Raw genomic sequence first — 15,486 nt, forward strand, 5'->3', positions numbered from 1 at the left:
GCCGTCACAGTGAACGGCGGGACTCACATTCCGGCCGTCCTGCTCGATGAGGCACTTGAGTTCCGTGCACACTGGCAGCCGGTGATCTCTGTCCTGCAAGACGCTGGGATGACCGGCTGGGACATCGTGGTTCAACGTGTCGCGCCACGCCGAGGTCTTCAACAGCACAGGGGTCGGCGACAGCCGATTCAGCCCACTTCCCGTCACCGACGGCCAGCCGATCCCCCACGTCTATCTGGCACAGAACCACGTAGGTGCGCTGCTGGAGAGCGCCTTGCACGATGTCTGGGGGTGCAACTGCAACCATTCGGCGCACAGATCTGCGTGGTCGGTGCCTGCGCCGTGTCACATGCCTGACAGGCCTTCGCGTCATAGACCTACGCGACGACCAACTCGACCACTACGGGATCGGGCGTGAGCAGCTCATTGCCGGTCCCCCACAGCACTGTGGGTGCGCACGCAGATGGGCGCAGCAGCGGACTCGGGCATCGATCGGCGGGCAACCGGCCGCCGGATTCATCTGGCACTCACGACAAGTTGAAGTCGCCGCTGACCGCGCACGTGAGCCGATGCGGATACTGCTGGCCATCGTCGAACAAGCTGGGCATACGGCAATCATCTACGACAGCGACGGACGAGGCCACGACTGGTTCAACACAGACATCGTTCACGCAGACCTCAGCGTCGGCAACGGCTTGGCCTTCGTGACCGAACTTGCCGTGGCGTTGGGTCTGCATGTCGAAGACTGAGCTGCCCTCAAAGCAACATTTCGCGCATCGGCTCACGTGGGGACAACGACAGTTCCACGCCGCCCAGCAGCTCGAACCGTGTCCGAGCTGAAGCCGCGAGATTCGACGGTGCCGCATCGGCCTCAGAGCGAATCGTGATGCTGGCGTACGCTCCCTGACAAGACTTCAAGCCGGGAAACCCGGTCCAGGCCGGCGTGGCGTCGGTGCGCAGCGCACTGGGGGTGTTCCTGTGCGGCTGTGACGGCGGTTTATTGGGTGCTGTTGGTGAGTGTGCGTGCTTGGTGTCCGACTTTTTGGGCGGTTTGCCAGCGGTTCGGGCCGGCGATGCGGGTGATGTTGTGACGGTCGGCGATTTTGGCGGCGGGCACTGCTGTTGGGCCGCCGACGACGTAGCCGCCGTGTGCTGCTGCGGCCAGCCGTGTCGCTTGGCTGTGGGGCATGGCCGCTTCGCGTGCGCCGGCCAGTATCACGCAGTCGGTGCCGATGATCCCTGCGAGGGTGACTGCTGAGTAGATGTCGGATTGTGCCATGGCGTCGGAGGCCACCACGATGGGCGTGTCCCCGGAGCAGTCCGACGCCACCCATGGCTGTGCGCCGGCCAGGTGCAGCCCGGGCGCGCCGACGTCTGCGGGCAGAGGCGCCGGTTGGGCAGCAGACGCCTCCGCGGGAGTGCCTCCGGCCAGTCGGATCGCTTGATCGCCGACCTTCTGCGCAGTCGTCCACCGGTTGCCGCCCCAGATTCGTGACATATCGCGGTCGGCGAGCTTGGCGGGGGGCACCGCTGCTTCGCCGCCGACGACATAGCCGCCGTGTGCTGCTGCGGCGAGCCGCGCGGCCTGGCTTTGGGGCATGGACGCCCCGCGGGCGCCGGCGAGCACCACACAGTCCGTGCCGATGATCCCTGCCAGGGTGACTGCTGAGTAGATGTCGGACTGCGCGTCGGCGTCGGAGGCCACGATGATCGGCACGTCGCCGGAGCAGTCCGATGCCACCCACGGGTGTGCGCCGGCCAGGTGCAGCCCGGGCGCGTCGACGTCCGCGGGCACAGCGAAGAAGGCCACACGGTAGGTCTTGGTGCGGCTGGCGTCGGCGGAGGTCACCGTGACGGTGATCTGCGCGAGGCCGCCGAGCGCGACCTGGTGGCCGTTGGCGCCGTCGGCGTCGCTGTCGCCGGGCTTGATCTCGACATCGGCGCGGCGCTGTGTCGCTTCGGCGGTCACGACGGTCTCGGTCACGCCCTCGGCGACGGCGACATAGTCGGTGCGGTCGCGGTCGAACCCGCCGAAGTCGACGCCGCTGAGCCAGAGCGCGGCGAGGCGCGCGTCGATGGCGTCGGGCATGTTGTAGGTGTAGACGCGGCGGTCCCTTTCGTCGACGACGTACATGACGTCGCCGTCGGACCAGATCCCGCTAGGACTGCTGTTGCCGGCGCCGGAAAGCTCCCCGAACTCCTCACGAGGGACACGCTCGAGAAGCCGGGGCTCGCCGCTGTCGGCCTGCGCGGCGCTGACCGCGCCCGGCTGCGCGGGCACGACGGGCAGCCGGTAGGCGAACAGACGCTCGGCGCCATGGTCGGAGACCCAGACAGTGACACCGTCGGACCACAGGTCGCGGGGATCGCTGTTGGCGCGGTCGAGCAGGTAGCGCGCGAGCAGCTGCCCGCCCGACAGGTCATAGGCGAAAAGCGCCCGCGCCCGGTCCAGCACCCACAAGGTCCCGCCGTCGGACCAGATGCCGCGCACATCGCCGTTGGCCCGGCCGAGCACGATCTCGCGCTCGGCGAGGCGGTCGCCGCTGTCGAGGTCATAGACAAAGACACGGTCCCGGCCGCTGTCGGACACCCAGGCAATCCCCGTCCGGGACCACAAGCCGCGAGGGGCGCGGTTCGCGTCGTCGAGCACGAACTCGCTCCCCTCGACCCGCTCGCCCATGGCCAGGCCATAGGCGTACACCTCGCCGTCGCCGTCGCTGTCGGCGATCCAGAAAACGGCACCGTCGGACCACGAACCCGTCGGCCGGCCCTGACCGCCGTCGAGGCTCTCGATGTCATGTTCCACCGTCCACTCAAAATCCACAAGACTCGGCCTGGCCCTGCCGCCGCCGCCATCGGTGTCGGGCACCGGGAAGAACGGCACGCTGCGGGTGGGCGGGCTGGCGGCGGGCGGCCTGCTGGCGGGTGGCCTGCTGGCGGGCGCGCTGTTGGCGGGCGCGCTGGTGCGGCCCGAGCCCGACGGCGACCAACCGCTGGGCGTCTCCCCGTTGAGAGCCTGCACCTGCACCTCATAGCCGGTGCCGGCGCTCAGCCCCGTGATCGTCGCCGAGGTGGACGTGCCCGAATGCGACCACGACCTGAACACACCGCTCGAACCCGCCCGATACTGGACGCCGTAGCCGACCAGCGCGGGGCCCCCGTCGCGGCCCGGCGCGCTCCAGGCCACCTCCAGGCTCGTCGTCGAACCCGACGTAGCCGACACCGCCGGCGCGACAGGCCGCGACGGCGCCTCGGCCGCGTCGGTGAGGGCGATAGTGACCGCCACCGTGCCGCTGGCCGTGCCGTCGGAGACCTTGATCGTCACCGAATAGCTGTTCTTGATCTCGAAGTCATAATTCACGCCCGACTTCGTCTTGATACGCCGCGTCGCCGCATCGAAGCTGAACGAGGCGGAGTCGGCACCCTCCATCGAATACGTCAACGTGTCGCCGCTGTCGGCGTCGGTCGCCGCGGGAACCACCGCCCCCACATTCGTGTTAGCGGCGGTGTTCTCCGCGAGACTGCGCGTCAACGAAGCAGCCGCGAACACCGGCGCCCTGTTGGTCGGCGAGTTGGTGCGGCCCGTGCCCGACGGCGACCAACCGCTCGGCGTCTCCCCGTTGAGGGCCCGTACCTGCACCTCATAGCCGGTATTCGCGGTCAGCCCGGTGATCGTCGCAGACACCGACGTCCCCGAATGCGACCACGACCTGAACACACCGCTGGAACCGGCCCGGTACTGGACCTCATAGCCGGTCAGCGCGGGGCCCCCGTTACGGCCCGGCGCAGTCCAGGCCACGTCCACGCTCGTCGTCGAACCCGACGTAGCCGACACCGACGGCGCAGCCGGTGTCGCCGGCTGCTCAGCCAGATCAGTCAAGTTGATAGTGACCGCCAACGTGTCGCTGGCCGTCCCGTCAGAGACCCTGATCGTCACCGAATAACTGGCCTTGGTCTCAAAGTCATAAGACACACCCGACCTGGTCTTGATCTGCCGCGTCGCCGCATCGAAGCTGAACGAGGCGCTGTCGGTGCCCTCCATCGAATACATCAACGTGTCGCCGCTGTCGGCGTCGGTCGCCGCCGCAACAGCCGCCCCCACATTCGTGTTCGCCGCGGTGTTCTCCGCAACACTGCGCGTCAACGAAGCAGCCGCGAACACCGGCGCACTGTTGGCAGGCGCGGTCGTGGTCGTGGTCGTCGTGGTCGTCGTGGTCGTCGTGGTGGTGGCGGGCGGGCTGTTCGCGTAGCCTTGGAGCTGCATGGACATCTTCAGGCGCTGCGAAAGCCAATCGCTGAGCAAGCTGAACCACGATAACTGTTTATCGGCGATGGTCCAGCCCGTCAGACCCGTCTGAGCCAAGCTCTTCGTTCGACTGAAGCTCGCGCTGATTCCAGTGACACCGTCGTTGACGGACACCCAGTAGACCGTCGACGCCGAAAGAGTGGTGTTCGTCGGCGCCGTGAAGATGTTCACGGAGTTAGCGGTGAGGGTGGCCGGGTTCGCGAGCGTGGCGACCACACCGCCTGGCCGGTTGCTGCCTAGCTCGTTGGTGGTGTTGTTCTCCCGGATCTTGACCACCGTCGTCGAATTCTCAGCCAAAGCGGCCAGATGGATGCGGACATCGGACAGCGTGTATCCGCCGGTGTTGCTCCCAGTCGTGAAGCTCTGCGCCTGGAAAGCATTGTTGTCGCCTGTATGACGAGCCTGGCCGGCGTTCGACACCAGCTTCACCGACGGCGAATTCGCGTAGCCTTGGAGCTGCATGGACATCTTCAGGCGCTGCGAAAGCCAATCGCTGAGCAAGGTGATCCACGATAACTGTTTATCGGCGATGGTCCAGCCCGTCAGACCCGTCTGAGCCAAGCTCTTCGTTCGACTGAAGCTCGCGCTGATTCCAGTGACACCGTCGTTGACGGACACCCAGTAGACCGTCGACGCCGAAAGAGTGGTGTTCGTCGGCGCCGTGAAGATGTTCACGGAGTTAGCGGTGAGGGTGGCCGGGTTCGCGAGCGTGGCGACCACACCGCCTGGCCGGTTGCTGCCTGGCTCGTTGGTGGTGTTGTTCTCCCGGATCTTGACCACCGTCGTCGAATTCTCAGCCAAAGCGGCCAGATGGATGCGGACATCGGACAGCGTGTATCCGCCGGTGTTGCTCCCAGTCGTGAAGCTCTGCGCCTGGAAAGCATTGTTGTCGCCTGTATGACGAGCCTGGCCGGCGTTCGACACCAGCTTCGCCGGCGTCTGCGTCTGCGCCTGGGACAGGGGCGTGGCCACAGCCAGCGCCGTGACCAGCAGCACGAACACAGCCAGCGCACGCATCGGCCGACGCAGCCGGACGCGGCCGTCGCGGACGGCCGAAGTCACCGCGACAGCGGCGGCTTCGAGCCGTCCCGCAGCCCGATCGGCTCGCCGACGGCAAGATCGGGGGGGGGGGGGGAGTCTCACGCCGTCGAGCCGGTCTGCCTTCGGCTCATACAGGACGTATGAGACGAGTCGTTCACCGCTTGGCTCACCGCAACACCTTCAGTCAAAGACCTGTGCATCAATGACGGACGTTACCGCGGCCGACCACCTCTGGACTACGAGGGCGACGACGGACCCGTCGACGCGCTCGATGACCAAGCCGGCCTCTTGGCCGTCGTGTGTCCGCCAATGAGCTGTCGTCTCGCCCTGCGAGAACGGCAGAACATCGACGATGTGAATGCGGCCGGTCAGTGCCTGCGCCGCAGTCGGCAAGGCGTCGAATCTCGTCGATCCCGTGATCACGAACCGCCCTGGCGCACGGTTCCGATTCAGCTCGGCCTTGATGGCATCGAGAACCACGGGTGCTTTCTGGAATTCGTCGATGCATACGGGCGCGGGCCCCGAGACGAAGGTCGCGGGGTCGCACGACACTGCATCGCGTACCGCTGGTTGGTCAAGGTCGATCACTCGAACGCCGTGACGACGAGCGGCTCCGAGGAGCCGTACGACTCGTGGGGCAGCCCCTACGGCGCATCCGGTCCCAAGCCGCGCGAGGGCGCCTGGGACCCTGTCCGGGACTGGCAGTTCATGGGCCACAACGTGAAGCGGTTCATGAAGATCTGGGAGTGCCCCAAGCCGGTGCTCGGGCAGATCCACGGCTGGGCGATCGGCGGGGCCACCGACATGATCCTGTGCTGTGACCTGCTGTTCATGGCTTCGGACGCATATATCGGCTATGCGCCCTCGCGCATCTACGGCACGCCCACCACGATGATGTGGGTATATCGGCTAGGCCTCGAGCACGCCAAGCAGTTCTTGCTGTCGGGCGACGCCATAGACGCCGAGACCGCCCACCGCATCGGACTGGTCGCCTACGTGTACCCGCCCGACGAGCTCGGCAATCAGGTCGAGGCGTTCGCCCGCCGGCTCGCACACATCCCGGCGAATCAGCTGGCGCTCAACAAGCTGCTCGTCAACCAGGCGTTCGAGAACATGGGCCTTCGCACCAGCCAGCTGCTGGGCACGTTGTTGGCCCTTCGTCGTTTTGCGGGTTGAGGGTCCGTTTGTAGGGGTCGAGGCCCTGGGGGGATCGATGTTTGAGACAACGCCGTACCTTGGAGGGCGTCGATGAGGCGTGATGTTGTGTCGGTGCGGCTGTGGCTGCCGCGCGTCAGAGTGCTGGGGGTGGTCGTCGACGCGCCTGAGCGGCTGGTGGCCGACGCGCGGGCGATGACGGTCAACGCCGCAGCTCGCCGCCACGCGCTGAGCTGGAGGCTGGCCAACGCGCTGGTGGTGGCCTGGGCAGGCCTGGTCGCCGGCCGCCGCCGTCGCCAGAGGTGCCGGGTGCTGGTGGTGGACGGGGACCTCGATCCGCGAACGGCACCGGTACGTGACGGTGCTGGCGAACCGCGACGCCGGCGAGGTGCTCGCCATGGCGCCCCACCGCAGCGCCCAGGCGCTGTCGGGGGTTTTGGCTGCTCAGGGGCACAAATGGTGCCGTGGCGTGAAGGTCGTGGTGTGCGACGGCTCGGCGGCGTACAAGGCAGCCATCGAAGTGCGCCTCGGCCACGCCCGCCATGTGCTGGACAGGTTCCACGTGATCAGATGGTTCGCCGCCGGGCCTCTCAGCAGTGCGCCGCGACGTGCAGCGCCGCCCCGAGGGCTCCGAGCCGGCGTTCGACCCCGAAGTGTTCGGGGCGCGGTTCTTGCTGACGCGCCGGCCCGACAAGCTCGACGCCGCCGACCGCAAAGGCGCCCTCGAAGCGCTCGACCGGTTCGCGGACATCTACCGCACCGCGCAGATCCCCGAGTTCAGCGACACCGTCGACACCTTCCTCGCATGGCACCACCAGATCCTCGACTGGCACCAAACGGGACGGCGCCCCAACGGCCGCATCGACCGAACCAACAACCTGCTCCAAGTCCTGCGCCGCAAAGCCCACGGCATCACCAACTACACCAACTCCGAAACCCGCGGACTCCTCCTGACACGAACCCCGCCGAGCCCAGCAGCCCCAATCCCACAAATTCGCGAAGGCTCGATTGGTGCGAGAGTTAGGTATAGCGTCCGCTGAAGCGAATTGCCACAGTTGGCTTCGCTGCTGCGTTTAGGCGCCGGTCCATTTGGGCGGGCGCTTCGCGGCGAATGCCCGTCCGCCCTCTTTGGCGTCATCGCTGTCGCCCACGATCTTGCGAATCGACTCGCCCATGCGCAGGGCCTCGGTCCAACCCATCCGTTGGCTGCGCCAGGCCACTTCCTTGACGGCACGCACGGCCAGCGGCGCTCCTTGGCACAGGCGCGCTGCCAGGTCGCGGGCCTCGTCCATGAGCGTGTCGTGCGGCACGACCTTCCATGCCAGGCCCATCTCGCGGGCCCGATCCGCGTCGATGTTGTCGCCGGTCAGCAGGATCTCCATGGCGTTCGCCCAGCCGATCTTGTGCGGCATCCGCATCGAGCCCACGATGGTCGGCACGCCGATCTTCACCTCGGGCATGCCGAACAGCGCGCGATCCGACGCGATCAGGAAATCCGCAACCAGCGCACCCGTCAGTCCGTATCCGATGCAGGCACCGTTGACGGCCGCGATGACGGGCTTGAACAACTCAAGACCGCTCTCGAGGCTGTTGATGGTCGGGATCTCGAAGTACGAACCCGACCAGATTCCCGCCGAGCCGCGGGTCGGGTCGCGCAAATCGGCACCGGCGCAGAACGCCCGGCCGGAGCCGGTCATGATGGCCACCCAGGCGTCGGGGTCGTTGTAGAACTCCATCCAGGCCGCGTTCAGGCACTGCCGCATGTCGCCGTTGATGGCGTTCATCGCCTCGGGCCGGTTGTAGGTGATCGTGGCGATGTGCCCCTCGAGCCGGTACGTAGCAGCTGCTTCGGGGTCCGAGGTATCGGGCACAGGGCCCTTGTAAGAAGGATCCGTCATGCGCGCCGTTCTAGCGCACCCCTTGCGCTGCGTTCCGACGACGCCCGTTGACGGGACCCCAGCGCCAAGATCCATGGGCCAGACCGTGGACGCCACGGCGTGGTAATCCGCGGGGCGAAGCTCCACATCACGGGTGCCTCATTCGGCCACGAGCTCCTCACGATCCCCACCAAGGCGATGAAGGCTGGCGAGGAGGACTGTCGGGCTGGCCCAGCTCGTTGCCGAGGCCAACGGCACAGCCGGCATCGGTCACGTCAAGGAGAAGATCTCTGAGATGATCATCCACGCCACGCTGCTCGGGGCCACGCTGGAGGCCGCCATCGAGCACTGCTCGATCGGACCCGAAGGAGCCGCGTTCGCCAACGAGCTCTACACCAATGCGGGCAAGTTTCACGCCGCGGCCAACTACAGCGCCATGGTCCGGCACCTCCACGACATCGCCGGGGGAGCAGTGCTGGCCTCGCTGAGCCTGCTCATTAGCCCTGCGAGCGCCGGGACGGTTTGAGCAGCCTCCTTGGAAACCCTCCGGTTCGGAGCGTGGCAGATACGTTGAGCACATGAGCGGCGACACCGATGACATAACGGTGATCGTCGAGACATCGGCGCTGACGCAACGATTTGGGTCGACAGTGGCGCTTGACGCGCTGGATGTCCAGATGCGGCCCGGCGTGACCGGGCTAGTGGGCGCGAATGGTGCGGGCAAAACGACGTTGCTCCACGCGCTCCTCGGCTTGCGCACGCCGACGTTGGGCTCAGCAACAGTGCTAGGGCTGGATCCTCTCAGCCAAGGGGCGACATTGCGGGCCAAGGTCGGGTTCGCTCCCGAGCGTGACGTGCTTCCCGACGAGATGCGCGCCGTCGATTTCGTGCGCCATCTGGCGCAGGTGCGCGGCTTGCCTCGCAGCGAGGCGCGCACTCGAGCTTCGGACAGTCTGTGGCTCGTCGGCCTCGGCGAGGAGCGCACACGCACGCTCGGCACGATGTCGACCGGCCAGCGCCAGCGGGTCAAACTGGCGCAGGCCATTGCGTCAGATCCACAGCTGGTGCTGCTTGACGAGCCCACGTCGGGCCTCGATCCGACACAGCGCGGCGAGATGCTTACCCTGATCGGCGAGATCAGCAACGAACACTCGGTCAGCGTGGTGCTGTCGTCGCATCTGCTCGCCGAAGTCGAGCGCGTGTGCGACCACGTCGTGGCGCTGGACGCGGGTCGTGTGGTGGCAAGCGGGCCGCTTGCGGAGCTTGTGGGCGACGGCGAGGGCGTCACTTTGGAACTCGTCGACGTCGCCGAGCACGCAGGGTCGGTCGATCTCGTCGAGAACACATTGCGGGGCGCCGGTGTTGAGGTGCAGCGCTTGGGCACGACGCTGCGTCTGGGCGGCGGCGACCGCGATGAGCTGTGCGACCGGGCTCGCGACGCGGTGGCCGAGGCGGGTGCACGCATTCGACGTCTCGAAACCCGCCGGCGCACCCTCGCCGATCTGTTCGAAGCGACATCGGCATGAGCGAGACAGCTGACGTCGAGGTGCCCGCAGCCGAAGCCGCCGAGGGCGCCGCGCAGATCCTCGACCAGCGTTACCGCCCCTACAGCGGTCCTCGACACGGCCTCGCCGCCGCCATGCGTGCGGTAGTCGCCTCGTCGGTGAGGTTTACGCTCGGTCTGGGCCGCCCGGCCCGCCACAAATTCCTGCCGTGGCTGGCGGTGGTGATAGCGCTCGTTCCCGCCGTTGTCTTCGTCGGGATCGCGACAGTGCTCGACATCGACATGGTCTCCGAGCAGATTCTGCCCGAATACCACCAGTACTACGGCTTGATCCAGGTAGCGCTGTTCTTCTTCTGCGGGATCGTCGTGCCTGAGAGTCTGGTGGTCGATCGCCGCAATGGGATGCTGCCGCTGTACCTGTCCACACCGTTGCGCCGCTGGAGCTACCTGGCCTCGAAGTCGATGGCGGTGGCAGTGACGTTGGCCGTCATCACGGTCGGTCCGCTGCTGTTCCTGCTCGTCGCCTACACCATCGAGGGATCTGGTCCCGATGGCCTGGGGGATTGGCTCGTCGTGTTGGTCCGCATTCTGGCTGCCGGCGTCGCCATCGCTGCGACGATCACCGCCGCCAGCTTGGCCATCTCCAGCCTGACCGACCGGCGGGCGTTCGCCGCGATCGGTGTCATCCTGCTGCTGCTCGGCAGCAACCTCGTCACGAGCATGCTGGTTGAGGTTGCCGAGCTGGACGCGCGGTTGTATGCGTTCAACCTCGGCGACATTGGCGCCGCCCTCAAGGACCGGATCTACGGCGTCGGTCCACCGATCGCTCTCGACGAGGGCGAAGGCTCCCCGGGCCAGCGCCTCAGCGAGCTATCGACGATGTTCGTGGTGGCAGCGAATGCAGCCTGGGTGCTGGCAGGTGCGGCCGTCGTGTGGTGGCGCTACCAGCGAATCGACGGTGGCAAATGAGCGCCCGTCCTCGTCCGGTGCCTGAGCCCGAGCCACGCGCGGACGCTCCCGAGGCCACGCCCGTACCCACCGGCATGGTCGAAGTGCATGGTGTCTCGAAGATCTTCGGCGACGTGGTGGCCGTGTCAGACGTGACGTTCGCGGTGCGCTCAGGTGTGACTGCGTTGCTGGGCCCCAACGGTGCAGGCAAGTCGACGCTGTTCCGCATGATGTGCGGGCTCACCCCCCCGTCGCGAGGCACCGTGCGCGTGCTGGGCGCCGATGCTCGCCGCGACCGCAACGTCCGGGGCCGGATCGGTCTCGCCCCGCAACAGGACGCCCTGTTCGACCGGCTCGACGCAGTCGACTTCGTCACCATTGCCGCTGCTACCCAGGGAGTCGCTGACCCCACGGGCGCCGCACGTCATGCCCTGGGACTGGTCGAACTTGACCCCGACGATCCCCGACCGGTGTCGGGCTACTCCAAGGGCATGCGGCAGCGCACCAAGCTGGCCGCTGCGCTCGTGCACGATCCCGACGTGCTGATCCTGGACGAGCCGCTCAACGGCCTCGATCCGGTTCAACGGCGCCGCATGATCGAATTGCTCGAACACTTGGGCGCGCAGGGGCGCTGCGTGCTGGTGTCGTCGCACGTGCTTGAGGAGGTCGCCCGGCTGGGGTCACGGATCCTCGTGATCGCCCAAGGCCGGCTGATCGCGAGCGGCGACTACCGCGAGCTGCGCGAGATGATGGATGACCGCCCGCACCGAATCAGCATCGAAGCTGACCGGCCCCGCCCACTCGCTGCTGCGCTGGTGGAATCCGGCACCGTCGTCGGTGTGAAGATCGACGGGGACGTCGTCGTAGCGGACACCTTGGAGGTTGATCGGCTCGGGCGTGAGATCGCCCCGCTGGCCCGCCGTCTCGGCGCTCGACTGCGCGCGGTGCGGCCGTTGGATGAGGATCTCGAATCGGTCTTCCGCTACCTGGTGGAACGACGATGAGCGGTTCTGCGATGAGCCCGGGTTCGATGACTGCGAGCCGCCGCGTCGGGGCCGTGCGGGCAACTCTGCTGAGCTACCGGGTGCTGATCCGCCAGGTCGTCTCGGCGGGCCGCCTCGCCGCACTCGGCGCGCTCGGAGCAATCATGATCGTGGTCGGTTGGGTTGTGGGCAATTCGCCGATCTCCCAAGGCCACAGCGACGGCGCACTGCTGCGCGATGGCGCTGGTTACGCGGATGCGTTCGGCTTGATCATCATCGTGCCGATCATCTCGTTGGTCTTCGCAGCGGCCTCGTTGGGCGATGCACGTGACGACGGCACGCTCGTGTACCTGTGGTTGCGGCCGATGGGTCGCGCGCCGGTGGTCGTTGCCGCCGCCGCCGTATCCATGACTGTGGCATTGCCGCTGTGCGTGACGCCCACGGTGCTGGGGGGCTGGCTGGCATCGGACCGCGTCGCTGGTTCAGGAGGCCTCGCCGTGGGCATCCTGGCCGCGGCGGCATTGGGGACCGCAGCGTATTCCTGCCTCTTCGTGCTCCTCGGACTGCTGTTCCGCAAGGCAGTGCTGTGGGGGATCGCCTACGTGCTGCTGTGGGAAGGCCTGGCGGTTGGCCTCGGCGACTTTGCGGCTCGGCTGTCGCTGCGTGGCTATGCCCGATCGGTGCTCGCCCAGCTTGCCGATGTCAATCTGAACTTCGGCCCCAATCGCCTCGCCACGTCCGTCATTGTGCTGGCCTGCGTGTCGGTGGCCAGCCTCGGGCTCGCCGCGCTGCGACTGCGGCATCTCAACGTGGATTAGGCGAGTAACCCAGTCCAAGCGCTGGTAGCGGTGGGTCTCATCGGCGAACCCGAGTTCCCACCTGTCGGGTCAACCCGACACAATGGGCCGGTGCGCCTGGTCATCCAGATCCCGTGCCTCGACGAGGCCGAGACTCTCGGTGAGACCCTGGGAGACCTGCCACGCGAGGTCGACGGCTTCGACGAGGTGCTGTGGCTGGTCATCGATGACGGCTCCACCGACGACACGGCTGACGTCGCCCGGCGCCACGGCGCGGACGCCGTAGTCAGTCTCACCCAGAACAAGGGCCTCGCAGTGGCCTTTGCGACGGGAGTGGATGTCGCATTGCGCATGGGCGCCGACGTCATCGTCAACACTGACGGCGACAACCAGTACGCAGCCACCGATATAGCGAAGCTGACCGAGCCGATCGTGGCCGGCCGAGCCGACCTAGTGATCGGCTCTCGCGACATTCGCAACCATCCCGAATTCTCGCGGCTCAAGAAGCGCCTGCAGCGCCTGGGCTCATGGACGGTTCGTCACGCCTCGGGCACCAAAGTCGACGACGTCACCTCGGGCTTTCGCGCGTACAACCGAGATGCGGCGCTCGCCGCGAACGTGGTCTCCCGCTTCACCTACACGCTTGAGACGGTCATCCAGGCCGGCAAGTCTGACCTCGCAGTAACCGATGTCCCCGTCGGCATCAACCCCACCACCCGCCCGTCGCGCCTGTTCCGCTCCAAGCGCCAATACGTCCGGCGAGCCGCTGGCACCATCGTGCGCGTCTACGCCATGCACGAGCCCCTGCGAGTGTTCGCCGTCCCGGCCGCTCTGTTCGCAGCCGTCGGGGTGTTCCTGTTCGCTCGTTTCGGCTGGTTCTGGGCGACCTCGGACGGCTCCGGCCACGTCCAGTCGCTCATCGTCGGCGCGGTCGCGCTGCTCGTGGCCATGCAGTTGGTGATGCTCGGCGTCCTTGCCGACCTCCTGCGCGCCAACCGCGTCATCGCCGAACGCACTCTTCGCAGAGTCCGAGCCATAGAACTCGACGTCGGCGCGCTGACGAAGCGGGAGCCCCCCGCGAGCGACTCAGCTACGAGATAACGACAACCACGTCGCCGGCACCCACGGTGTCGCCTGGCGCCACCTTGATCTCGTCGACGGTTCCCGACCGGTCGGCGTTGATGCTGTTCTCCATCTTCATGGCCTCCAGCACGACAACACCCTCGCCCGCCGCGACTTCCTGGCCCATTTCGACAAGCACCTTGACGATGGTTCCTTGCATCGGGACTGTGACGCGTCCCGAGCCACCACTCGCCGCTGCTGCTGAGGTCGCACGGCGCGGCCGAGCCGCTGCAGCGGCTGGCGCGGCGCCCGCCGTTTCGGGAACCCACGCGCTCACCGAGAAGCGCTTGCCGTCCACCTCCACCACGATGTCGCGGCGAACGCGCGGCAGCTCGTCGGAGTCGTCGGGTGCATCGGGCGGCGCGTCGGCCTTGCCGCTGACGTCGCTGAGGTCGAGCTGTTCCTCGACCCACTTCGTGCTGTGCGTGCCGGCCCGAAAATCGTCTGCCGCCATGATCGCTTCGTGCGCGGCGGCAGTCGTCGCGACGCCGACGACCCGAAGTTCGCCGAGGGCCCGTTGCATGCGTGCGATGGCCGTGTCGCGGTCTGAGCCCCACACCACGAGCTTGCCGATGAGGTTGTCGTAGTACTGGCTGACGGTGTCGCCGGATTCGTACCCGCCGTCCCAGCGGATGCCGAATCCGTCGGGCACCCGCAAAGCGGTCAGCGTCCCCGGCGAGGGCAGGAACCGGCCGCCGGCAGGATCCTCGGCATTGATGCGTGCTTCGATGGCGTGGCCAACGCAGGTCACCTCGGCCTGGGTGAACGACAGCGGCTCGCCTGCGGCCACCCGGATCTGTTCGCGTACCAGGTCGATGCCCGTCACCATCTCAGTGACCGGGTGCTCCACCTGCAGACGCGTGTTCATTTCCAGGTAGTAGAAGTCGCTGTCCTGGTAGAGGAATTCGACAGTGCCGGCGTTCGTGTAGCCGCAGCCGAGTGCCACGGCCACCGCCGCATCGCCCATGGCCTTGCGGACCGCATCGTCCAGCAGGGGCGCGGGGCTCTCCTCCACCAGCTTCTGGTGGCGGCGCTGGGCTGAGCAGTCCCGCTCGCCCAGCCACACCGCGTTGCCGTGCCCGTCGGCCATGACCTGCATCTCGATGTGCCGCGGCCAGGTGAGGTACCGCTCCATGTAGCACTCGCCCCGCCCGAAGAAGGCCACGGCCTCGCGCTGTGCCGATGCGAGAGCCGCTTCGATCTCGTCAGGGCCGCCCACGACCTTCATGCCGCGGCCGCCACCGCCGTAGGCGGCCTTGATGGCGACGGGATAGCCGTGTTCCGCACCGAATGCGGCAACTTCGTCTGGCGAGCTGATGACCTCGTTGGTTCCGGGCACACCGGCGACGCCCACGCGCCCCGCCGCGAGCCGGGCGGAGATCTTGTCGCCCATGACCTCGATGGCCTCGGGCGGGGGACCGATGAAGGTCACGCCTCGCGATGTGATCGACCGGGCGAAGTCGGCGTTCTCGGAATAGAAGCCGTAGCCCGGATGCACCGCTGTAGCGCCGCTGCGTTCGATGACGTCGAGGATGGCTTCGGTGTTGAGGTAGCTCTCGGCGGCTGTCTGCCCACCGAGGGCATAGGCCTCGTCGGCCGCACGGACGTGCATCGCGTCCCGGTCGAGATCGCTGTACACGGCCACCGACGAGATGCCCATCTCGCGGCAGGCGCGAATGACGCGTACCGCGATCTCGCCCCGGTTGGCGATGAGGAGCTTGTCGAACACGGATGGGGTCCTAACTGTTGCAAT

The 15,486-nt window shown here is 67.1% G+C and carries 14 protein-coding genes and 1 pseudogene; 10 read left to right on the top strand and 5 right to left on the bottom strand.

Annotation, left to right across the window (positions count from 1 at the left end; translation table 11 throughout):
• Nucleotides 1-377: 377 nt before the first annotated feature.
• Nucleotides 378-527 (bottom strand): hypothetical protein, encoded by a 150-nt coding sequence (locus ACQY5K_RS00970; protein ID WP_428119232.1) that lies wholly within the window; start codon nucleotides 525-527, stop codon nucleotides 378-380.
• A 42-nt stretch (nucleotides 528-569) separates the two neighbouring features.
• Between ACQY5K_RS00970 and ACQY5K_RS00975 the strand changes: the two genes are divergently transcribed.
• Nucleotides 570-749 carry a hypothetical protein gene (locus tag ACQY5K_RS00975; RefSeq protein WP_428119234.1) on the top strand — a complete coding sequence of 60 codons (180 nt, stop codon included), beginning with the start codon at nucleotides 570-572 and terminating at the stop codon, nucleotides 747-749.
• Between the two features lie 248 nt (nucleotides 750-997).
• Here ACQY5K_RS00975 and ACQY5K_RS00980 read toward each other — a convergent pair whose 3' ends face one another.
• Nucleotides 998-5,368: a choice-of-anchor R domain-containing protein gene (locus tag ACQY5K_RS00980; protein WP_428119246.1), complete on the bottom strand. Its 4,371-nt coding sequence runs from the start codon at nucleotides 5,366-5,368 to the stop codon at nucleotides 998-1,000.
• Between the two features lie 159 nt (nucleotides 5,369-5,527).
• Nucleotides 5,528-5,935: an AAA family ATPase gene (locus tag ACQY5K_RS00985; protein WP_428119248.1), complete on the bottom strand. Its 408-nt coding sequence runs from the start codon at nucleotides 5,933-5,935 to the stop codon at nucleotides 5,528-5,530.
• Between the two features lie 9 nt (nucleotides 5,936-5,944).
• Between ACQY5K_RS00985 and ACQY5K_RS00990 the strand changes: the two genes are divergently transcribed.
• The 3 genes and pseudogenes from ACQY5K_RS00990 to ACQY5K_RS01000 all read left to right on the top strand — a co-directional run bounded on the left by ACQY5K_RS00990 (nucleotide 5,945) and on the right by ACQY5K_RS01000 (nucleotide 7,542).
• Nucleotides 5,945-6,523: an enoyl-CoA hydratase-related protein gene (locus ACQY5K_RS00990; protein WP_428119250.1), complete on the top strand. Its 579-nt coding sequence runs from the start codon at nucleotides 5,945-5,947 to the stop codon at nucleotides 6,521-6,523.
• A gap of 313 nt (nucleotides 6,524-6,836) precedes the next feature.
• Nucleotides 6,837-7,070 (top strand): annotated as a pseudogene (locus ACQY5K_RS00995) (transposase); the annotation flags it as partial.
• 28 nt (nucleotides 7,071-7,098) lie between these two features.
• The gene (locus tag ACQY5K_RS01000; RefSeq protein WP_428119252.1) at nucleotides 7,099-7,542 is read left to right on the top strand and encodes a transposase; all 444 of its coding nucleotides are present in this window, start codon (nucleotides 7,099-7,101) and stop codon (nucleotides 7,540-7,542) included.
• Between the two features lie 33 nt (nucleotides 7,543-7,575).
• Here ACQY5K_RS01000 and ACQY5K_RS01005 read toward each other — a convergent pair whose 3' ends face one another.
• Complete coding sequence (locus ACQY5K_RS01005) at nucleotides 7,576-8,400, bottom strand: enoyl-CoA hydratase/isomerase family protein (protein WP_428119254.1); 825 nt, start codon at nucleotides 8,398-8,400, stop codon at nucleotides 7,576-7,578.
• 244 nt (nucleotides 8,401-8,644) lie between these two features.
• Between ACQY5K_RS01005 and ACQY5K_RS01010 the strand changes: the two genes are divergently transcribed.
• The 6 genes from ACQY5K_RS01010 to ACQY5K_RS01035 all read left to right on the top strand — a co-directional run bounded on the left by ACQY5K_RS01010 (nucleotide 8,645) and on the right by ACQY5K_RS01035 (nucleotide 13,712).
• Nucleotides 8,645-8,905 (top strand): 4-hydroxyphenylacetate 3-hydroxylase C-terminal domain-containing protein, encoded by a 261-nt coding sequence (locus ACQY5K_RS01010; RefSeq protein ID WP_428122805.1) that lies wholly within the window; start codon nucleotides 8,645-8,647, stop codon nucleotides 8,903-8,905.
• A gap of 52 nt (nucleotides 8,906-8,957) precedes the next feature.
• The gene (locus tag ACQY5K_RS01015) at nucleotides 8,958-9,905 is read left to right on the top strand and encodes an ABC transporter ATP-binding protein (RefSeq protein ID WP_428119256.1); all 948 of its coding nucleotides are present in this window, start codon (nucleotides 8,958-8,960) and stop codon (nucleotides 9,903-9,905) included.
• On the top strand, nucleotides 9,902-10,852 hold the full coding sequence (locus ACQY5K_RS01020; RefSeq protein WP_428119258.1) for an ABC transporter permease: 951 nt from the start codon (nucleotides 9,902-9,904) through the stop codon (nucleotides 10,850-10,852). The genes ACQY5K_RS01015 and ACQY5K_RS01020 overlap by 4 nt, the downstream gene beginning before the upstream one ends.
• Nucleotides 10,849-11,835 carry an ABC transporter ATP-binding protein gene (locus ACQY5K_RS01025; RefSeq protein WP_428119260.1) on the top strand — a complete coding sequence of 329 codons (987 nt, stop codon included), beginning with the start codon at nucleotides 10,849-10,851 and terminating at the stop codon, nucleotides 11,833-11,835. Before ACQY5K_RS01020 ends, ACQY5K_RS01025 begins: the two co-directional genes overlap by 4 nt.
• Before the next feature lie 11 nt (nucleotides 11,836-11,846).
• Nucleotides 11,847-12,632, top strand: a complete 786-nt coding sequence (locus tag ACQY5K_RS01030) for a hypothetical protein (RefSeq protein ID WP_428119262.1) — start codon at nucleotides 11,847-11,849, stop codon at nucleotides 12,630-12,632.
• 90 nt (nucleotides 12,633-12,722) lie between these two features.
• Entirely contained in the window at nucleotides 12,723-13,712 is a 990-nt protein-coding gene (locus tag ACQY5K_RS01035) for a glycosyltransferase family 2 protein (RefSeq protein WP_428119264.1), read from the top strand.
• On the opposite strand, the gene ACQY5K_RS01040 is transcribed toward ACQY5K_RS01035, so the two are convergent.
• On the bottom strand, nucleotides 13,702-15,462 hold the full coding sequence (locus tag ACQY5K_RS01040) for an acetyl/propionyl/methylcrotonyl-CoA carboxylase subunit alpha (protein ID WP_428119266.1): 1,761 nt from the start codon (nucleotides 15,460-15,462) through the stop codon (nucleotides 13,702-13,704). The two genes, ACQY5K_RS01035 and ACQY5K_RS01040, sit on opposite strands and share 11 nt — an antisense overlap.
• Nucleotides 15,463-15,486 lie beyond the last annotated feature (24 nt).

This window comes from Candidatus Poriferisodalis sp., assembly GCF_965262965.1.
GTDB lineage: Bacteria > Actinomycetota > Acidimicrobiia > Acidimicrobiales > Poriferisodalaceae > Poriferisodalis.

Bases quoted from the DNA above. Each gene is read 5' to 3' on its own strand.
- ACQY5K_RS00975 (WP_428119234.1), top strand. From the start codon at position 570: ATGCGGATACTGCTGGCCATCGTCGAACAAGCTGGGCATACGGCAATC.
- ACQY5K_RS01005 (WP_428119254.1), bottom strand. From the start codon at position 8,400: ATGACGGATCCTTCTTACAAGGGCCCTGTGCCCGATACCTCGGACCCC.
- ACQY5K_RS01015 (WP_428119256.1), top strand. From the start codon at position 8,958: ATGAGCGGCGACACCGATGACATAACGGTGATCGTCGAGACATCGGCG.
- ACQY5K_RS01020 (WP_428119258.1), top strand. From the start codon at position 9,902: ATGAGCGAGACAGCTGACGTCGAGGTGCCCGCAGCCGAAGCCGCCGAG.
- ACQY5K_RS01025 (WP_428119260.1), top strand. From the start codon at position 10,849: ATGAGCGCCCGTCCTCGTCCGGTGCCTGAGCCCGAGCCACGCGCGGAC.
- ACQY5K_RS01030 (WP_428119262.1), top strand. From the start codon at position 11,847: ATGAGCCCGGGTTCGATGACTGCGAGCCGCCGCGTCGGGGCCGTGCGG.